At 71.4% G+C, this 18,143-nt stretch carries 16 protein-coding genes; 7 read left to right on the top strand and 9 right to left on the bottom strand.

The annotated features are described in order from the left end of the window. Nucleotides 1–31 precede the first annotated feature (31 nt). Both AB0H56_RS27360 and AB0H56_RS27365 read right to left on the bottom strand, forming a co-directional pair. Nucleotides 32–3,334, bottom strand: coding sequence for a protein kinase (locus tag AB0H56_RS27360; RefSeq protein ID WP_357168435.1), 3,303 nt, complete (start codon nt 3,332–3,334; stop codon nt 32–34). An 88-nt stretch (nt 3,335–3,422) separates the two neighbouring features. After that, nucleotides 3,423–4,397, bottom strand: coding sequence for a WYL domain-containing protein (locus AB0H56_RS27365; protein WP_357168437.1), 975 nt, complete (start codon nt 4,395–4,397; stop codon nt 3,423–3,425). A 126-nt stretch (nt 4,398–4,523) separates the two neighbouring features. On the opposite strand from AB0H56_RS27365, the gene AB0H56_RS27370 reads away from it, so the two are divergent. Continuing rightward, complete coding sequence (locus AB0H56_RS27370; RefSeq protein WP_280219754.1) at nt 4,524–4,919, top strand: RidA family protein; 396 nt, start codon at nt 4,524–4,526, stop codon at nt 4,917–4,919. Here AB0H56_RS27370 and pepN read toward each other — a convergent pair. From pepN to AB0H56_RS27395, 5 genes are all read right to left on the bottom strand, one after another. Continuing rightward, entirely contained in the window at nt 4,883–7,411 is a 2,529-nt protein-coding gene (gene pepN / locus AB0H56_RS27375) for an aminopeptidase N (RefSeq protein WP_357168439.1), read from the bottom strand. The genes AB0H56_RS27370 and pepN overlap by 37 nt on opposite strands. A gap of 83 nt (nt 7,412–7,494) precedes the next feature. Then, nucleotides 7,495–7,779 carry a GlsB/YeaQ/YmgE family stress response membrane protein gene (locus tag AB0H56_RS27380; protein ID WP_280219744.1) on the bottom strand — a complete coding sequence of 95 codons (285 nt, stop codon included), beginning with the start codon at nt 7,777–7,779 and terminating at the stop codon, nt 7,495–7,497. A 124-nt stretch (nt 7,780–7,903) separates the two neighbouring features. Next, nucleotides 7,904–9,457, bottom strand: a complete 1,554-nt coding sequence (locus tag AB0H56_RS27385; RefSeq protein WP_357168441.1) for an acyl-CoA carboxylase subunit beta — start codon at nt 9,455–9,457, stop codon at nt 7,904–7,906. A 144-nt stretch (nt 9,458–9,601) separates the two neighbouring features. Next, nucleotides 9,602–10,270, bottom strand: a complete 669-nt coding sequence (locus AB0H56_RS27390) for a sigma-70 family RNA polymerase sigma factor (protein WP_357168443.1) — start codon at nt 10,268–10,270, stop codon at nt 9,602–9,604. Between the two features lie 68 nt (nt 10,271–10,338). Further along, entirely contained in the window at nt 10,339–10,905 is a 567-nt protein-coding gene (locus AB0H56_RS27395; RefSeq protein WP_357168445.1) for an SgcJ/EcaC family oxidoreductase, read from the bottom strand. Between the two features lie 65 nt (nt 10,906–10,970). Here AB0H56_RS27395 and AB0H56_RS27400 point away from each other — a divergent pair, with 65 nt between their 5' ends. From AB0H56_RS27400 to AB0H56_RS27410, 3 genes are all read left to right on the top strand, one after another. Beyond that, complete coding sequence (locus tag AB0H56_RS27400; protein WP_357168447.1) at nt 10,971–11,429, top strand: MarR family transcriptional regulator; 459 nt, start codon at nt 10,971–10,973, stop codon at nt 11,427–11,429. Nucleotides 11,430–11,520: 91 nt separating this feature from the next. Next, nucleotides 11,521–13,116, top strand: a complete 1,596-nt coding sequence (locus tag AB0H56_RS27405; RefSeq protein ID WP_357168449.1) for an FAD-binding protein — start codon at nt 11,521–11,523, stop codon at nt 13,114–13,116. 82 nt (nt 13,117–13,198) lie between these two features. Further along, nucleotides 13,199–13,996 carry an alpha/beta hydrolase gene (locus tag AB0H56_RS27410; RefSeq protein WP_357168451.1) on the top strand — a complete coding sequence of 266 codons (798 nt, stop codon included), beginning with the start codon at nt 13,199–13,201 and terminating at the stop codon, nt 13,994–13,996. A gap of 44 nt (nt 13,997–14,040) precedes the next feature. Here the strand turns inward: AB0H56_RS27410 and AB0H56_RS27415 are convergent, their stop codons facing one another. Continuing rightward, a complete protein-coding gene (locus AB0H56_RS27415; protein WP_357168453.1) occupies nt 14,041–14,694 on the bottom strand; it encodes an MBL fold metallo-hydrolase in 654 nt (217 codons plus the stop codon). Between the two features lie 216 nt (nt 14,695–14,910). Between AB0H56_RS27415 and AB0H56_RS27420 the strand changes: the two genes are divergently transcribed. From AB0H56_RS27420 to AB0H56_RS27430, 3 genes are all read left to right on the top strand, one after another. Further along, the gene (locus AB0H56_RS27420; protein ID WP_357168455.1) at nt 14,911–15,504 is read left to right on the top strand and encodes a TetR/AcrR family transcriptional regulator; all 594 of its coding nucleotides are present in this window, start codon (nt 14,911–14,913) and stop codon (nt 15,502–15,504) included. A 162-nt stretch (nt 15,505–15,666) separates the two neighbouring features. Continuing rightward, the gene (locus AB0H56_RS27425) at nt 15,667–16,347 is read left to right on the top strand and encodes a TetR/AcrR family transcriptional regulator (RefSeq protein ID WP_357168457.1); all 681 of its coding nucleotides are present in this window, start codon (nt 15,667–15,669) and stop codon (nt 16,345–16,347) included. Between the two features lie 90 nt (nt 16,348–16,437). After that, nucleotides 16,438–17,814, top strand: coding sequence for an AarF/ABC1/UbiB kinase family protein (locus AB0H56_RS27430; protein WP_357168459.1), 1,377 nt, complete (start codon nt 16,438–16,440; stop codon nt 17,812–17,814). Here AB0H56_RS27430 and AB0H56_RS27435 read toward each other — a convergent pair. Continuing rightward, the gene (locus AB0H56_RS27435; RefSeq protein ID WP_357168461.1) at nt 17,811–18,131 is read right to left on the bottom strand and encodes a hypothetical protein; all 321 of its coding nucleotides are present in this window, start codon (nt 18,129–18,131) and stop codon (nt 17,811–17,813) included. The two genes, AB0H56_RS27430 and AB0H56_RS27435, sit on opposite strands and share 4 nt — an antisense overlap. Nucleotides 18,132–18,143: the final 12 nt, after the last annotated feature.

Genomic DNA, 18,143 nt, shown 5'->3' on the forward strand with positions numbered 1-18,143 from the left:
ACTCCGGAATCCGGGGTGGCCGCGCGCGTGTCTATCGGGCGGCCGCGTCCAGCGGCAGGCGCACCAGCCCGAGCCGGGCGCAGCGGCGCGTCAACGGGGCGAGTGTGCGCTGCGCGTCGGCCGAGCGGCCCGCCCTGCGCAGGGCGCTGCCGAGCAGGAAACCCGTCCGCAGCGCGGCCATCGGACGGCGTTCGGCGTCGATGCCGGCGAGCAGTGCCTCGGCCCGCTCGACGGCGAGCCGGTGTTCGTCGGCGCCGGGTTCGGCCATGAGCAGGCGGATCGCGGAGTCCTCGTCGGTCTCGGCCACGAGCGTGCCGATGGCGTCGTCGCGCCGGATCTCGCGGTCGCGCAGCAGCGCGGCGATCACGCCGGGGTCGAGGGCGAAGCCGAGGCGAACCCGCTCGTTGCGCATGCGGGCGGCCAGCCGGGGCAGGTCGAGGTGTTCGGCGTGCGCGCTGCCCTCGTCGAGCAGTTCGCGCGCGCCGTCGCGGTCGCCGCGCAGGGTGCGCACCCTGGCGCCCACCGCGTAGGTCGCCAGCATGAAGTCCACCCCGCCGCCGCCTTCGGCCGAGAGTTCCCTGCTGCGTTCGAGCAGATCGGCGGCGACGTCGAGCTCGCCTGTCTCGTAGCGCAGTTCGCCGAGCAGCGCGCAGGCCAGGCGGGTGGCGTGCGCGGTGGCGCCCATGGTCGCGGTCGAATGGTCGAGGGCGCTGGTGAACAGGTCGTCGGCGGCGGCGATGTCGAGCTGCTCCCTGGCGGCCAATCCGGCGAAGCAGCGTCCGTACACGGCGAGGAAGGGGCCGGTGGCCTCGTGATAGGGCGTGGCCCAGAGCTGCCATCGCCGTGCCGCGTCGTAGTCGAAGCGCTGGATCGCCGCGAAGGTCGCGATATTGGCCGCCACTCCGGGGATACGCGGCGGGAAGGCCTCCGGCCGCGCGAGCGCGTCGGCGATCAGGCCGTCCAGATCGGAGACCTGGTCGGCGAACATCTCCCGCACGCTGATCGCGACATCGGCCTCGGTGCGCAGTTCGGCGCGGTCGGCCTCGGTGAGGTCGGCGTGTGCCATCGCGGTCTCGAAGCGGGCGAGCGAGGCCGCGGTGGCCGCCGGTTTGCGCATGAGCAGGTCGACCCACACGCTGAACAGCTGAAGCCGTGGCCTGGCCCGGCACACGTACGCGGGCAGCTTGGCCAGAATGCCCTGCAGCACCACTACTCTCGACCGCTCCAGCAGGTATCGCGCGCCCTCGTCGACGAACTCGGCCGCCCGCTCGGGCGCCTCGGCGGCCAGTGCGTGCTCGACCGCGTCGTTGAGCAGATGGTGGCGCGCGAACCACTCGGCCGCGCGCAGCCGGAGTCCGGGGATCTCCTCGGGCCGGTCCTTGGCCAGCCTGCGGCACAGGTAGCCAGCGAAGAGCTGGTGATAGCGGTACCAGTCCGGGCCCGACGGCAGCAGGAACAGGCCGCGGTCGGCGATGTCGGCGAGCAGATCGGCGGCATCGGCGCGGCCGGTCAGCGCGGTGGCCAGCCCGCTGCAGATCCGTTCGCAGATCGAGGTGGTCATCAGGAAGTCGAGGGTGTCGGGATCCAGTGCCCCGAGGACGTTCTCGGCCAGGAACTCGCCGATGTCGGGGTGCGCGGCGAGACTGTCGAGCAGGTGTGCCGGATCCTCGCCGCCGCGCAGGGCCAGCACGGTCAGCTGCAGCGCCGCGATCCAGCCGTCGGTGGCCCTGGCGAGTTCGGTGATCTCGTCGGGGGTCATGTGCACGCCCCCGGCCTCGGCGAGGAAGGCGCGCACCTCGTCGGTGTCGAAACGCAAGGTGGCGGCGTCGATCTCGGTGAGCTCGCCGTGGATGCGCAGCCTGCTCAACGGGAGATCGAGGCGGGCGGTGCTCGTGACGACCAGCGGCAGATGGTGGCAGCCGTGCTCGAGCAGGAACCGCACGGCGGCCACCGAGGCCGAGCCGGTGACGCGCTGCCAGTCGTCGAGGATCAGTGTCACCCGCTGGTCGCTGGTGTGCAGGCCGTCGACCAGGGCGGTGAGGACGGCGCGGGCCGGGTCGTCGGGGTCGGCGTCCAGCAGCCGCGCGAGGTTCTCGGCGAGGTCGGGCACCGCGGCTCGTACGGCCTCAACGAGGTGGGTGAGGAACCAGGCCGCGTTGTCGTCGTCCTCGTCGACGGTCAGCCATGCCACCGCGTGGCCGTGGGCGACCAGTTCGTCGTGCCACTGGGCCGCGAGGGTGGTCTTGCCGAATCCGCTCGGCGCGTGGATGGCGGTGAGCCGGATGTGTTCGTTGGTGCGCAGCTGTTCGAGCAGCCGTTTCCTGGCGAGGGTGGCCCGCGCCGGGGTCGGCGGCCGGTACTTGGTGGCGGGAGTCGGTGGGGCGGTGGTCCGTTCGTGCGGCCGGGGGACCGGCGCGGCGAGGACCCCCGAGCGCTGCGTGCTCGGCACGCGCAGCATGTCGACGGGAGCGCCGGTACTGCGCTGGGCCGCGACGAGTTCCGCGCCGAGCTCGGCGGCGCTGGCCGGCCGGTCGGCGGGGTCGGCGGCCATCGTGTGTTCGATGATCGCGCGCACCTCGTCGGGGATGTCGGCCTCGCTGAGATCGGGTGCGGGCTGCGCGGAGACCCGCAGGAACTGCGACAGCACCTGCTCGCCGACCCGGCGCTCGTAGGCGACGTGCCCGGTGAGCGCGCAGAACAGGGTGGCGCCGAGGCCGTAGAGATCGGCGGCGGCGGTCGCCGGTGCGCCGCGCAGCACTTCGGGCGCGGCGAAAGCGGGGGAGCCGGTGACGATGCCGGTGGTGGTGTGGAACCCGCCCTGGATCCTGGCGATGCCGAAATCGGTGAGCTCGGGCTCGTTGTAGTCGCTGAGCAGGATGTTCGACGGCTTCACGTCACGGTGCAGGATGCCGGTGCGGTGCGCGGTCTCGAGTGCGCCCGCCATCTTCACCCCGAGCCGCAGGGTCGCCGACCACGCCAGCGGGCCCGCGGTGTGGATCCGTTGCTCGAGCGAACCGCGCGCGTGGTACGGCATCACCAGGTACGGGTGGCCGCCGTGCGTGGTGCCCGCGTGGAAGACGGCGACGATGTTCGGATGCCCGGAGAGCCTGCCCATCGCCTGCTGCTCGCGGACGAACCGCTGCAGTCCGTCGGGATCCAGGTCGGCGGTGAGGACCTTGACGGCCACGATCCGATCGAGATCGGGCTGCGCGCACCGGTACACCACGCCGAATCCGCCGCGCCCGATCTCCTCGGCGTCCTCGAAGCCCTCGGCGGCCAGCTCCGCCACGATCGCCGAGGTGGAGCTGCGCTGTGTGGGCGGAATGTCGGCCATGGCGGCTCGATTCGGTGTGCGTCCTCGCGGCGACGCGCTGCTGCGATCGCCTCCTGTCGAGGATAACTCCGTGGACGCTGGATCGCCCTCAGGGCGACGGCGCGTACCGGTCGGCGAGCGCGGCGGCGCGCTGTCGCAGGGCCGCACGCAGGGCGGGTGGGTCCAGGGCCTCGGCGTCGCTGGCGAGTTGCCAGAGCGCCCACTCGGCGTGTCGGAAGTCCTGGAAGGACATCTCGAGAAGCAGGGAGCCGTCCGGGTCGACCGCTTCGCTGTGGACGGTCACCGCCGTGCCGACGAGTTCCTCGCGCCGCGCCGGAGCCACCCTGACCCGCACGGCGAGCTGGTCCGCGCCCGCCCGGAACCGCGCGCCGCGTTCCTGCCAGGCGCGATCGAGGTCCACCCGGTCCGGCCGCTGCGCCGGTGCGTCGAGCGCCTCGGCGGCGCCGACCCGCGTGAGCAGATAGGTGCGGTCCGCGCCGGCGCGGGTGGCCAGCAGGTAGCCGCGGTCGCGGACGACGACCAGACCGATCGGGTCGACGGTGCGCCAGCGCGCGTCCTGGCCGACGGGCGCGTAGTGGATGCGCAGCTTGGTCCCGGCGAAGACCGCGCGCCGGATCGCGGCCAGCACCTCGCCGGGAACCTCCTCGGTGCCGACGCGCCGCGACAGCAGGTCGGTCTCGGGTTCGATGAGCAGCCGCTCGGCCACGTCGGCGGCGGTCTCGCGATAGCTCGCCGGCAGCGCGTCGACGACCTTGAGCATGGCCGAGGCCAGCGCCGAGCCGAGGCCGAAAGCCTGTGCGCCGCGCCGTGATCCGGCGATGAGCAGGGCGAGCGCCTCGTCGTGGTTGAGGCCGGTGAGCTCGGTGCGGAACCCGGGCAGCAATGCGAAGCCGCCGTGTCTGCCGCGTTCGGCGTACACCGGAACGCCCGCGGTGGACAGTGCCTCGATGTCGCGCAGGACGGTCCGGGTGGACACCTCGAGCTCGGCGGCCAGTTCGGTCGCGGTGAGGCGGCCACGCTGGCGCAGCAGCAGCACCAGCGAGACCAGTCGGTCGGCGCGCATGCGCGGAACTCTAGCGAAAATACCCGACACAGGATGTCGTGATTGCCGGGCAGGCTCACCGGCACGGCGTCGCGGACATCGGCCATCGGGCCGGTGGGCGCCGGATCGAAGGGAGCCGAAGTGGCTGTGGAACGGACGGCGATCAACCCCGTGACCTGGTCGGTCGAACTGGGTTTCGACCAGGGCGAGCTGGTCGCCGGACACACCAGGACGCTGTACTGCTCGGGGCAGACCGCGATGGACTCCGACGGCAAACCCCAGCACGAGGGTGACATGGCCGCGCAGGTGGCGCTCAGTCTCGACAATGTCGAGGCCGTGCTCGCCGGCGCCGGGATGTCGCTGGCGAATGTCGTCAAGCTCGCGGTGTACACCACCGACGTCGACCTGCTTCTCCAGCACTACGGCGTGCTGGGGGCGCGATTGGGCGCCGCCGGTGTGGCCTCGGCGATGACGATGCTGGGCGTGGCCCGCCTCGCCGTCCCCGGTCAGCTGGTGGAGCTGGAGGCGACCGCGGTCGCCTGACCCGGCGCCGCGGCGAGCGGCGCGCCACCGCGCACCCGCAGATCGCGGGCGAGGTGGTCGCGCTGCTCGAGCACCAGGCGCCGCAAGGCCGCGGGCGCGTCAGCGTGCTCGGCGAGCCAGGCGTCCACGGGTTCGAGCGACTCGCTCGCGGGGAACAGCCCGACCACCAGGCGCCGGGCGATCTCGATGCTGCGGTGGTCCCAGATCGTGCGCAGGGCGGCGAAGTAGTCGGCGTCGTAGCGGGCCAGCAGATCGCGGCGGGCACCGGCGCGGAAGCCGTCGATGACCGCGTCGAGGTGATCGTTGGTGAGTGTGGTGTCCCCGAGCGCGGTCGTCCACGCGTCGGCCTTGACCTGGCCGTCCGGCCGGGCGGCGAGCGCGCGCCGGTGGGCGGTCCGGCCCGAAGCCGTGTCGTCGCCGGCGAGGGCGGCGTCCAGGTCGGCGGAGGTGGCCGCGCCGGTGGCCGCGAGCGCGGTCCACCACAGCCAGCGCAGGTCGGGGTCGAGCGGCAGGCCCTCGGGCGCGGCGCGCTCGCCGCGCAGCATCGCGGCGATGTCGTCGGCGCGGCGGCCGTCGACCGTGGCGGCGAGAGCGCTCGCGCGCGCGAAGGCGAGCTGGGCACCCGAGCCGGGTTCAGCGGAATACATGCTCGCCCAGCAGGATTCGAGCCAGTCGCCGCGCCGCCGGTCCCGCACCGGCGCCGGCAGGTAGTGGCCGATAGCGAAGGCGGCGTTGGCCAGCACCGCCGAGAGCAGCGCGGTGTTGGGTTCGGCGGGCGCGAACGCGCGGGCCATCGCCACATAGCGATCGGCGGCGAGTTCGCCGTCCCTGGCGGCGTTCCACAGGGCCGACCAGATCAATCCGCGCGCGAGCGGATCGGTGACGCGATCGAGTGAACGTTCCACGGTGGCGAGGGATTCGGCGTCGAGGCGGACCTTGGCGTAGGTGAGATCGCCGTCGTTGAGCAGCCGCAGGGGCGCGGGCGGCAGGGCGACCGGCGTCCGTTCGCCCGCGAGCTCGAGTTCCACGCGGTCGCGGCGCACCAGCGCGCCCGCGTCGTCGAAGTCGTAGAGGCCCACGTCGAGCCGGTGCGGGCGCGGCTCGGTCTGCACGATCGCGGCGCCGTCGAACGACACCGTCGACACCCCCGAGGTCCGCAGCCAGGCCTCGGCCCAGCTCGTCAAGTCCCGGCCCGAGGCCGCCGACAACTCGGTGAGCAGATCGGCCAGGGTGGTGTTGCCGAACGCGTGGGTCCGGAAGTAGCGGCGCACGCCCGCGAAGAACTCCGCCCGTCCCACGTAGGCCACGAGCTGTTTGAGCACGCTGGCGCCCTTGGCGTAGGTGATGCCGTCGAAATTGAGCTTGGCCGCTTCCAGATCGGTGATGTCGGCGACGATCGGGTGCGTCGTCGGCAGCTGGTCCTGCAGGTACGCCCACGCCTTGCGCCGGTTCGCGAACGCCGCCCAGGCGTCGGTCCACTCGGTGGCCTCGGCGCTGGCCAGCGCGCCCATGTAGTCGGCGAAGGACTCCTTGAGCCACAGGTCGTCCCACCAGACCATGGTGACCAGATCGCCGAACCACATGTGCGCCATCTCGTGCAGGATGGTGTTGGCCCTGCCCTCGTACTGGGCGGCGGTGGCCGCGCCGCGGAACACGTAGGCCTCGGTGAAGGTCACCAGGCCCGGGTTCTCCATGGCGCCCAGGTTGTATTCGGGAACGAAGATCTGGTCGTACTTGCCCCAGGGGTACGGGTAGTCGAAGTGCTCGGCGAAGAAGTCCAGCCCCTGTTTCGTGACCTCGACGACCGTGTCCGCGTCCAGGTGCGCGGCCAGCGAGGCGCGGCAGAGCACGCCCAGCGGGATGGTGAGTTCGCCTCGGCGCCACGTGGATTCGACGCGGTGGTACGGGCCCGCGGCGATGGCGGTGATGTAGGTGGAGATCGGCAGGGTGGGGGAGAACTCGACCGTGCGCTGGTCGCCGTCGCCGCTGGCGCTGGCGACGGGCCGGTTCGAGAGCACTTCCCACCCGGTCGGCACGGTCACCTGAAAGGTGAACGGCGCCTTCATGTCCGGCTGTTCGAAGCAGGCGAACACGCGGCGCGCGTCGGCGGGTTCGTACTGGGTGTAGAGGTAGGTCTCGCCGTCGACGGGATCGCGGAACCGGTGCAGCCCCTCACCGGAGCGGCTGTAGGCGCCGGTGGCGCGGACGACGACCACGTTCGACGCGGCCAGCCCGGGCACGGTGATCCGCGCGCCGTCGTAGTCGACCGGCACCGTCTGCCCGTTCACCGTCACCGATTCGACAGCGGGACCGAGGAAGTCGAGCCAGGTCCGGTCGCCGGTCGCGTCGAAGGTGACGGTCGTGGTGGTGGTGAAGCCGGCGCGGTCGTGGTCGCGCGCGCCGGACAGGTCGAGCTCGACCCGGTAGTCGCGGACGGTGATCGCGGCCGATCGCGCGGCGGTCTCGGCACGGGTCAGATTCGCGGTGTTCACACCCGCAGATCCTGCCAGCAGAACGGCCGGGACAGCGGAAAACCCCTCCGACCGTGGCCGGAGGGGTTCGGTGGACGCTTGGATCAGGCTGCCGGGGGGTGCTTGCGCGCGCCCATCGATTCGGCCGCGAACAGCAGCACGACCGCGGCGATGACGGCGAGCACGAAGCCCCAGAAATTGAGCTCGGTGATGGAGCCGACGCCGATGAGGCTCGCGATGACACCCGCGATGAGCGCGGCCGCCATCCCGAGCACCAGGGTCATCCCCATGCTCATGTTCTCCTTACCCGGCTTGAGCATCCTGGCGAGCACGCCGACCACCGCGCCGATGATCAGGAACCCACAGATCTGAACAATCGCATTCCACATCGCTCGTACCTCCACGTAGTGCCGTGCCGGGAAGTGCCGGTTCCCTCGATCATTTCGCGCCACGGCCGAGGGGAGAAGTGTCGTGGCCTCGGCGTTGCGCAACCGTTGCCGACCCGACGCCGGGTCACATCGGGTAGATCGGGTGCTTGCGTGGGTTGAACTCGGGGGCGAGCGGGTGTTTGTCGCGCAGCAGCCGCAGCGCGTGCCGGATCTCGAGGCGGGTGCTCGACGGCTCGATGACCGCGTCGATGTAGCCGCGTTCGGCGGCGATCCAGGGCGTGGCGACGGTTTCGTTGTACTGGTTGATCATGAATTCGCGGGCGGCGGCGCGGTGTTCCTCCGGCACGGCGGCCAGCTGGCGTTTGCCGATGAGGTCGACGGCGCTCTCGGCGCCGATCACCGCGATGCGGGCCGTGGGCCAGGCGAAACTGATGTCGGCGCCGACCTGGCGAGCCGCCATCATGCCGTAGGCGCCGCCGTAGGACTTGCGGACGACGAGATTGATGATCGGTACCGTCGCCTCGATGATCGCGCGCGGCACCCGGCCGCCGCGGATGATCACCCCGGCGTCCTCCTGGTCGAGCCCGGGCAGCACCCCCGGGGTGTCGACGACGAACACGAGCGGGATGTTGAAGGCGTCGCAGAGCCGGATGAAGTAGGTCGACTTGTCCGAGCACGCGGCGTCGATGGAGCCGCCGAGCACCAGCGGCTGATTGGCGATCACGCCGACCGGGTGGCCGTCGACCCGGGCGAAGCCGGTGATCAGGTTGGGCGCGAACGCGGCCCTGATCTCGTGGAACTCGCCGTCGTCGAAGATCCGCAGCAGGATCTCGTGCATGTCGTAGCCCGCGCGATCGGAGTCGGGGATGATCGCGTCCAGCTCGCGGTCGGTGGCGGTGATCTCCGGCTCCAGGCCGGGATTGACGATCAGTGGCGGCTCGAGACAGCTCGTCGGCAGATAGCTCAGGTAGGCCCTGGCCCACTCGTAGGCGTCCTTCTCGGTCTCGGCGACATGGTGCAGGGTGCCGCGCTCGGCCTGCACCTGCGCCCCGCCGAGTTGTTCGGCCGTGATGTCCTCGCCGTTGACGGCCTTGATCACCTCGGGTCCGGTGACGAACATGTACGAGTCCTTGGTGCCGATGAGCACATCGGTGTTGATCGGCCCGTACACCGATCCCGCCGCGCACTTGCCCAGGATGATCGAGACCTGGGGCACGTAGCCGGACAGTTTCTCCAGCACGCGGGAGATGTCGCCGAAGGAGGCGATCGAGCCCACCGCGTCCTGGATCCGCGCGCCACCGGAATCGTTGATGGTCACCACGGGGCAGCCGTTGTCGAACGCGAGCTTCAAGGCGCGCATGAACTTTCGCGCGGAGGTCACGCCGACGGAGCCGCCGTAGACGGTCTGGTCGTGGGCGATCACCACGACCGGACGGCCGTCGATGAGGCCGCGACCGGTGACGAGGCCGTCGCCGTAGAGGGCGTCGGGCTGATCGGGTTGCCGGGCCAGGGCACCGGTCTCGAGGAAGGTGCCGGGGTCGAGCAGCATGGTCAGGCGCTCGCGCACGCTGGGCACGCCCTTCTTCTCCCGCTTGGCCACCCCGGCCGCGCCCGCGGGTTCCGCCGCGATCGCCAGAATGTCGACCAGTTCCTCCAGCTTCGCCTTGGTACCCACCACGCCCGCTGCCACCTTCCTGCTGTGCCTGCAGGCGACGGTAGGCGGAATCGGTGCGGCGCACGGCGTTGCGGCGGGCACCAGGGACAGATCACAGCGCGCGAGCCGAACCTTCGCGTACTCCGAACAAGATCGATATCTTGCGCGCTACCCGTCCGCCCGGGTACGTGTCTCGCCCGCCGCGCGGTAGTACTCCTCGAGCCGGGCCCGGACGGCCGCGCGGGCCCGGTGCAGGATCACCCGCTGGTTGCCCGCGGACAGGCCGAGCAGTGCGCAGACCTCGTCGGCGGTACAGCCTTCCGCGTCGCGCAGGGTGAGCACGACGCGGCCGCGGGCGGGGAGTTCGGCCATGGCCAGCGCGATCACCGCGCCGATCTCACCGCGTTCGGCGGAGTCCTCGGGGTCGGACCAGCGATCGGGCTGCGCGCCGGGCCGCCAGTGTCCCGGATACGGGTCGCCCGCCGGGCGGAATCGGTCGGGATCGACGGTGGGGCCGTCGTCCTCGGGTAGCAGGCTGCCGAACGGGATCGTCCGATGTTCCCTGATGCCGCGCTTTTTCGCGGTGTTGACCAGGATGCGGAACACCCAGGTCTTGACCGAGGAGCGGCCCTCGAAGCCGTCGATCCCGCGCACGACCGCGAGCCAGGTGTCCTGCACGACCTCCTCGGCCGAGGCGGGCGTGGAGACGAACGACCGCGCCAGCCGCAGCATCGATCCCGACCAGGCGGCCAGGACCAGGGCGAAGGCGGATTCGTCACCGCCGCGTAGCCGTCGCACCAGCTCGTCGTCGGAGGGGAGTGCGGACCGGCCGTCCACGCGCTGTCCTCGCTCTCGTCCCGGCGGGGTGCTGACGGCTCACTGTAGCCCGCGGCGGGCGGCGATTCTCAGGCACGACCGAGGCCGAGCGCTCCGGCGATCCGCGTCAGCAGCCGAGACATCCTGGCGGGAGGGGAGTCCGGGGCCGGGATGCCGATCGGGCGAACGCGACCGTTGTGGATGGCGTCGATCTTCCAGCCGCGCGCGGTGCGGACCGCCACGATGGTCTGCCGGGAGAGCCGCCGCCGCGGCAGCCGCGACCGCCACGGCATGAGCACCGAACCGGTGCCGTGCAGGAGCGCCACCCCGGGTGCGAGGTGGCGCACCGATTCCAGGTCACCGACCAGCCGCGAGCCGCTGAGCACGCCGCGAAAGAGCTGGTCGTGGTTGTGCTGGTGCGCGGGCCTGCCTCTGGCGACGGTGCCGTCGTAGGACACGTAGTCGGAGTCCGCGGTGAACAGCGCGCCGAACGCGGCGGCGTCGCCCGCGTTCCAGGCGCGCAGGAAGTCGCTGAAGAGCGCGGCGAGGGCGATGTCGTCGGCGGGGCTCGCCGGGTCGGTGACGACCTCGGTCGTGGTGGCGGTGGCGCGGACGGGGGCGACGGTGCTCGCGGTGGGGAGTGCGGTGCTGCGCATGGTGGCTTCCTTCTCGGGCTACGATGGTTTCGACCAACGAAAATTACGATAACCGAAAGCTTCGAATGTCGAAAGATGTAGATCTCACCGAGATCCTTGTGGGTATCCGGCTGCTGCAGCAGAGCTTCGACGCCTTCGATGAGGCCGCGGCCGCCCGTCTCGCCCTGAATCGCACCGACCTGCGCTGCCTGGACGTCGTGCTCGGCGCCGGGCCGCAGTCCGCCGGTCAGCTCAGTGCCGCGCTCAAGCTCAGTCCGGCGGCGACCACGACCGTGATCGACCGGTTGGAGCGCGTGGGTCTGGTCGCGCGTACCCGCGACCCCGGCAATCGTCGCCGCGTCCTGGTCGAGGCCACCGACGAGGCCCGCGCGGCCGAGGCGGAGATCTTCACCCCGGTGGGCCAGGCGGGGGCGGAGGCGCTCGCTCGCTACGGCCCGGCCGAATTGGCCGTGATCAACGACTTCCTGGTGACCGCGCGCGCGGTGCAGCAGGAGCAGATCGACCGGGTTCGCGGGCTGTCCTGACGGTGCCGGATTGCCGCGGTAGATTTCTAGAACACGTTATAGTTTCTTTCGGGTGGCTTCCCCAGCGCGGTCGCCCGGAAGGTGGAGGTCAGTGCGGACCAGGGATTGTTCAGCCGATGTCGTCGTCGTCGGATACGGCGGCGCGGGAGTGAGCGCGGCGCTGGCCGCGCGCGAAGCGGGGGCGGACGTCCTCGCGCTCGATCGTTACCTCGGCGGCGGCGCGACCACGCTGTCCGGCGGCATCGTGTACGCGGGCGGCGGCACCTGGGTGCAGCGGGCCGCCGGCGTCGACGACGATGTCGAGAACATGCTCGCCTACCTGCGCGCCGAGGTCGGTGACGCGGTGAGCGCCGAGACCCTGCGCCGGTTCTGCGAGGAATCCCCGGCGATGATCGACTGGCTCTCCGGCCACGGTGTGCCGTTCCAGCCGTCGCTGTGCCCGTACAAGACCTCCTACCCGACCGACGACTACTACCTCTACTACTCCGGCAGCGAGAACTCCGGCGGCTACCGGGAACTCGCGACGCCGCGCCAGCGCGGGCACCGCACGCACGGTCCCGGTGTCTCGGGCAAGGCGCTGTTCGGGCCGCTCGCCGCGTCGGCGGCCCGGCACGGGGTCCGCGTCCGAACCGGGACCAGGGCAACGGGTCTCGTGGTGGAGGACGGGCGGGTCACCGGCGTCGACGCCGTCACCCTCGACGGCGCGCCCGCGCTGGTGCGCCGCCGCTTCGCCGCGCTGGCCCGCGTTTCCGCCAAACCCGGTGTGTACCACCAGGGTCTGCGCGCCGCGATGGAGCTCCTGCTGGCCCGGATCGAACGCAAGCACGGCACCCGTGTGCGGATCCACGCGAGCTCGGGTGTCGTGCTCACCACGGGCGGGTTCATCGCCAACGGGGCGATGGTGGCCAGGCACGCGCCCACCTATCCGTGGTCGCAGGGTCTGCCGCTGGGCACCGCGGGCGACGACGGCAGCGGCATCACCATGGCCGCCGACATCGGCGCGGCGACCGGCAAGATGGACGCGCTGTCGACCTGGCGGTTCATCGCGCCGCCGAGCGCCATGTTCGGCGCGATCGCGGTGAACGCCCGCGGCGAGCGGATGATCGACGAATCCCGCTACGGCGCGGCACTGGGCGCCGCCATCGCCACCGCGCCCGGTCATCGGGCCTGGCTGCTGGTGGACGCGGCGCTCGAGGCGCAGGCCCGCGCACAGATCGGGCCGCAGTCGGTGTGGTTCCAGCGGATGCAGACCGAACGGCTGCTGCGGTTCGGCCGCATCGCCGGCGGTTCCGTGGAGGACGTCGCCGCCCGCGCCGGCATCGACCGTGCCGCCCTGCGCGCCACGGTGGACGCGCACAACGCGGCCATCGCGCAGAACCGGCCCGACCCGTTCGGCAAGCCCGACGATCTGCGCCGCCCGATCGGTGCCGGTCCCGTCGCGCTGCTGGACATCTCCTTCACCGCCCGGCTGACCTATCCGATGCCCATGCTCACCCTCGGCGGCCTGCTGGTCGACGAGGACACCGGCGCCGTGCGGGCCGAGGCGGGCGGTGTCATCCCCGGCCTCTACGCCGCCGGGCGGGCGGCGGTCGGGATCTGCGCGAACTCCTACGTCAGCGGCCTGTCCCTGGCCGACTGTGTGTTCTCCGGGCGGCGCGCGGGCACCCACAGCGTCAAGCTCGGCTGAACCGGCACCGGTGATTCCCGGCGGCCGGACCCGTCATAGCGGGTAGACCGGCCACCGGGTCCGGTCGAAGGGAGAGCTGACGATGCCCACTGTCTGGTCGAAGGACGGCACCACCCTCGCCTACGACGTGCTCGGCGCGGGTCCCGCGCTCGTGCCGATCACCGGCGCGACCTGCTTCCGGCGGTTCCGGCCGGTCGCCGCCGACGCCAGGGTGTTCGCCACCGCGTTCACCGTCCATCATTGGGATCGGCGCGGCCGCGGCGACAGCGGCGACACCGCGCCCTGGTCGGTGCAGCGCGAGGTCGACGACATCGAGGCGATCATCGACGCCGCGGGCGGGCGCGCGATCCTCTACGGTCACTCCTCCGGCGCCGCCCTGGCGCTCGAGGCCGCGGTCCGGTTGCCGCACAAGGTCGACGCGGTCGTCGTCTACGACGCCTCCTATGTGCACGACGCGGCCGAGCGCGATTCCTACGCCCGGCTGGCGGCGCGGGTGGCCGCCCTGTTGGACGAGGGCGCGAACGGCCGGGCGCTGAAGGTCTTCCTGCGCGGCATCGGCATGCCGCGGGCCTTCGTCACCCTGCTGCCCCTCGTGCCCGGCTGGCGCACGATGAAGGCACTCGCACCGACCCTGCGTTACGACATCGCCCTCACCGAGGACCTCCCGCCGGTGCACCGCTTCACCGCGATCGACCTGCCGGTCCAGGTGCTCGTGGGGGAGCGCAACCCGCCGGGCCTGGACGCGGTCGCCCGCATGCTGGCCGCGGCCATCCCTCGCGCGACCTACCGCTCCCTCCCCGGCCAGAACCACATGGTCAGCGCGAAGGCTCTGCTCCCGATCCTCGTCGACGCGGCGACGAATCACGTTCGGCGCCGATAGGTCTCGTGCGGTGCCGTTGCTCGGCGCGGGCGCCAGGCCGACGCTCAGACCGTGACGGGCGTGCCGCTGTCGAGGCGCTGGTAGCGGACGCCTTCGGGCAGGAGTCCGGCGAGCTGGTCGGTCAGGGTGCGGCCCATCTCGTTGAGGTCGCCGTCGTGAATCGGCACGACCAGACCCGGCCGGGTCGCGGTGACGTAGTCCACGGCGTCGGCGTAGCGCATCCACGGCCCGCTCACCGGCAGGAACAGCACGTCGAGGTGGGTGCTGTCGGGCAGCGCGGGAAACGCGTCACCGGGATGCAGGATCCGGCCGTCGATCAGATAGGCGACATTCGGCGAATCGGGCAGTGAGGGATGGATCGCGGCGTGCTCACCCACGATCGACCGCACTGTCACGCCCGCGATCTCGAAGGGCGCGTCCGCCGTGGCCACCGCGAGTCGCCCGGTTTCCGCGCCCGCCTCGGCCAGCGTGTCCACGACGCCGGCGGGAGCGAGCACGCGGCTGCTCGGATTCCTGGTGAGGGCCGAGGCGAGTCGACCGATGTCGACATGGTCGTCGTGATCGTGGGTGACGAGGTAGGCCGAGACGTCCTCGAACGTCGCGTCCGGAGCCAAGACGCCCGGATCGACCACCACCACGCCGTCCTCGGTGGACAGCCGCACCGTGGAATGGCCGAGTGACGTGACCGAAATGCTCATGGTGCTCTCCCGTCATCGTTGGGTAGAACCGGGCCGGACTGTATGACATCGGTTGACGTGATGCACGTTCATAGACAACTCGACGGCACGTGTCGTTACTCCGCCGGGGGAGATCCCGGGTCGCGCGGGAATTGAACGAATGCCGGGTTTTGGTAAATTACCGGTTGTACAGCGGCGGTTCCGGCTGCCGCGTGGACGGGCGAGAAAGGCCACCGCATGCCGCGAACCGTGGGGACCAAGGGGATGCCGCGTGCGCAGCGGGAGGCTCAGATCCTGGACGCCGCCGCCGAGCAGATCGCGCACGTGGGCTACGCGGGGCTCTCGCTCGGTGTGGTCGCCGAGCGCGTCGGTGTCTCGAAACCGTTGGTGTACTCGTATTTCGGGACCAAGGACGGCCTCTACTCCGCCTGTGTGACACGCGTGGGCGACGACATCGCCGATGCCGTCGAACCGGTCCTGGCCGGTCCACCGGAACTGGCCATGGCCGAGGCGACCCTGGTCGCGATCTTCGGGGTGCTGGCCGAGCGGCCCTACCAGTGGAACGTGCTCACCGATCGCACCCACCCGGCCGACGGTCCCGCCGCCGAGGCCGCCCGTGCCGCGCGCCGCCGCATCGCCGAACAGGCCGCCAGGGGCTCGGCCGCGGTCCTGATGGCCCGCGGCGTCACCGACCCGGCCGACCTGTCCGCCATGGCCGAGGTCTGGATGGGCATGGTCGGCGCGATGGTGTCCTGGTGGCAGCGTCATCCCGAGGAGAGCGCCGCGGACATGGCGGCCCGCAGCCGACGCCTCATCGCCGTCTTCGGCTGACCCGCCCGCCGTTCTCGAGCGGGTTCACAGCGGTTTCGGCGCGGGCCATGTCACCGGCGACAGTCCCGCGACATCGGACCCACCGACCCGGCTCCGTCACCGCCGCGGGTCTCCTAGGGTGGGGGACGCTTCAGCTCCCCGGGCGCTGGTTTGGAGGTTACGGTGCCGCCCAGAACGACGAACAGACGGAAGCAGCCCGGCCAGGTTCGGCGACAGCCTTCGCAGGACCGGGCACGGGAAACACGCGACCACATCCTCGACACCGCGGCGGAGTTGTTCGGCGCGCACGGCGTCGAGCAGACCTCGACCAATCGCATCGCCGCCGAGGCGGGCGTCAGCATCGGCACGCTCTACCGCTACTTCGCGGATCGATCGGTGATCGTCGACGAACTGCTCGACCGCCTGCTCGCCGACCTGGAACGCGGATTCACCGCGCGCGCCTTCGAATTCGCCGGGCCGCGCACGGAGGTCACGGCCGAGTACTGCGCGGGGATCGTCAGCGAGATCCTGGCGATCTTCGCCGACATCCTGGTGGCGAACTCGGCGCTGCTGCGCGCGCTGATCGGCGGCGTGCAGTTCTACAGCACCGGGCTGCCGCAGTTCGAACAGCGGCTGCGGCTGATCGTCAAGGTCGTGCTCATCCAGGGGCTCGGCCCGGCCGACGAGCGCTATCTCGACACCGTCGCCTTCGTCTTCATCAACACCGGCTTCGCCGCGGTGGTGCGGGCCGCGGCCGACGAGGTGTCGGAGCGGGAACGGGTCGACGCCATCGCCATGACCGCCCGCATGATGGGCACCTGGCTCGCCGCGGAGGTCGCCGCCCGCGAGAGCGCGGGGCCCTGAGCCGGGCGTGACCGATCACAGAAACCTGCCCGAATCGATACCGATCGGTCCGCGCGGCGGCAGAATGTGGGTCCGACGCGAGGAGGGAATGTGGCGGAGCGACGGGTACCGACGGGACGGGTCTCGCGGGGGACCAGGCTGGGACGCCTGGCGGCCGGGCAGGCCGCGCGGGGAGTGGGGACCCGGCTGGCGATGATCGGACGCACCGAACAGGCCCGCTCGGTGCTGGCGCAGCGGTCCTCGCTGCGGGCCGCGCAGCAGATCGTCACGGTGCTCGGCGGGATGAAGGGCGCGGCGATGAAGCTGGGCCAGATGGTGTCGGTGCTCGATCTGGACCTGATCCCCGAGGACTATCGCGAGATGTTCCGGGTGAAGCTGGCCGAACTGCTCGACAGCGCGCCGCAGGTGCCCTTCGCCGAGATGAAGGCGGTCATCGAGGCCGATCTCGGTCGCCTCGGCGGGGTGTTCGCGGATTTCGATCCGGAACCGGTCGCCTCGGCCTCGATCGGCCAGGTGTACCGGGCCCGTCTGCACGACGGGCGGCCCGTCGCGGTGAAGGTGAAATATCCCGGCGTCGACAAGGCCGTGCGCGCCGACATGCGCAACCTGCAGTTCTTCAGCGGACTGTGGAAATCGTTCCTGCCCACCGCCGCCGACACCGATGTGCTCGACGAGATCGCCAGGAACATCACCGCGGAACTGGACTACCGGCGCGAAGCCCGCACCCAGCACCGGGTCGCGGACCGCTACCGCGGCCACCCGCTGATCACCGTGCCGGACAGCATCGGCGAATTCTGCACCGACAACGTGCTGGTCACCGACTTCGTCGAGGGCAGGGCGTTCCAGCAGATCCGCGCGCTGCCCGCGGCCGATCGCGACCGTATCGGCGAACTGGTGTACCGGTTCTACATCACCGGCATGTTCGTCGACGGCGAGTACTGCGCCGACCCGCATCCGGGCAACATCCTGCTCGCCGAGGACGGCCGGGTCGGCTTCGTCGACTTCGGGCTCTACAACACGATCGACCGCGCGCATCTGGAGCTCGAGCGCCAGGTGCTCTGCGCGGCAGCGGATTTCCGCGCCGACGAGGTGTACCGGCTGTGGACCGAACACGGCATCGTCGATCCACGCGGCGCGGTGAGCGCGCAGGACTGCCTGGAATACGTGTGGTCGGTGACGGGCTGGCATCTGCTCGACGAGGAGGTCACCGTCACGCCGGAGATCGCGACCAGCGCCGTCGTGCTCGCGACCGATCCGCGGGCCTCCGAGCACCATGACGTCCGGCACCTGCTGCTGCCGCCCCAGCACGTGTTCTCCCGCCGCGCCGACCTGTTCACCCTCACCGCGCTCGGCCAGATCGAGGCGACCAGCAACTGGCACCGGCTGGCCCGCGAATGGCTCTACGACGAGGCGCCGAGCACCGAGCTGGGCCGCGAGATCGCCGCCTGGCGCGCGGCTGGGCGCTAGGCCTCCACGGCCGGATCCTCGCCGCGGTAGCCACGCGCCAGCGCCGCGGTGACGGTGGCGCGCAGCTCGCCGAGCAATTCCGCCCCGATGTCCGGGGCAGCGAGGGTCAGCGCCTCCTGCGCGTCGCCGTCGACCCGCTCGAACGGAATGCCCTGCGCCGCACACCCGCCCGCGGCGGCGGCCAGCCGGTCCATGAGCAGGTGGGTGGTCGTGCCGGGTCTGCCGAGCAGCGCCAGCTCGACCTGGATCGCGATCGAGACGATGAGCGAGGTGCGATCGGGTCCGGTGCCGTGCCGATCGGCGGTGGGATCTGCCATGACTGGTGACGA

It is taken from the genome of Nocardia sp. NPDC050717, assembly GCF_040654275.1.
Lineage (GTDB): Bacteria > Actinomycetota > Actinomycetes > Mycobacteriales > Mycobacteriaceae > Nocardia.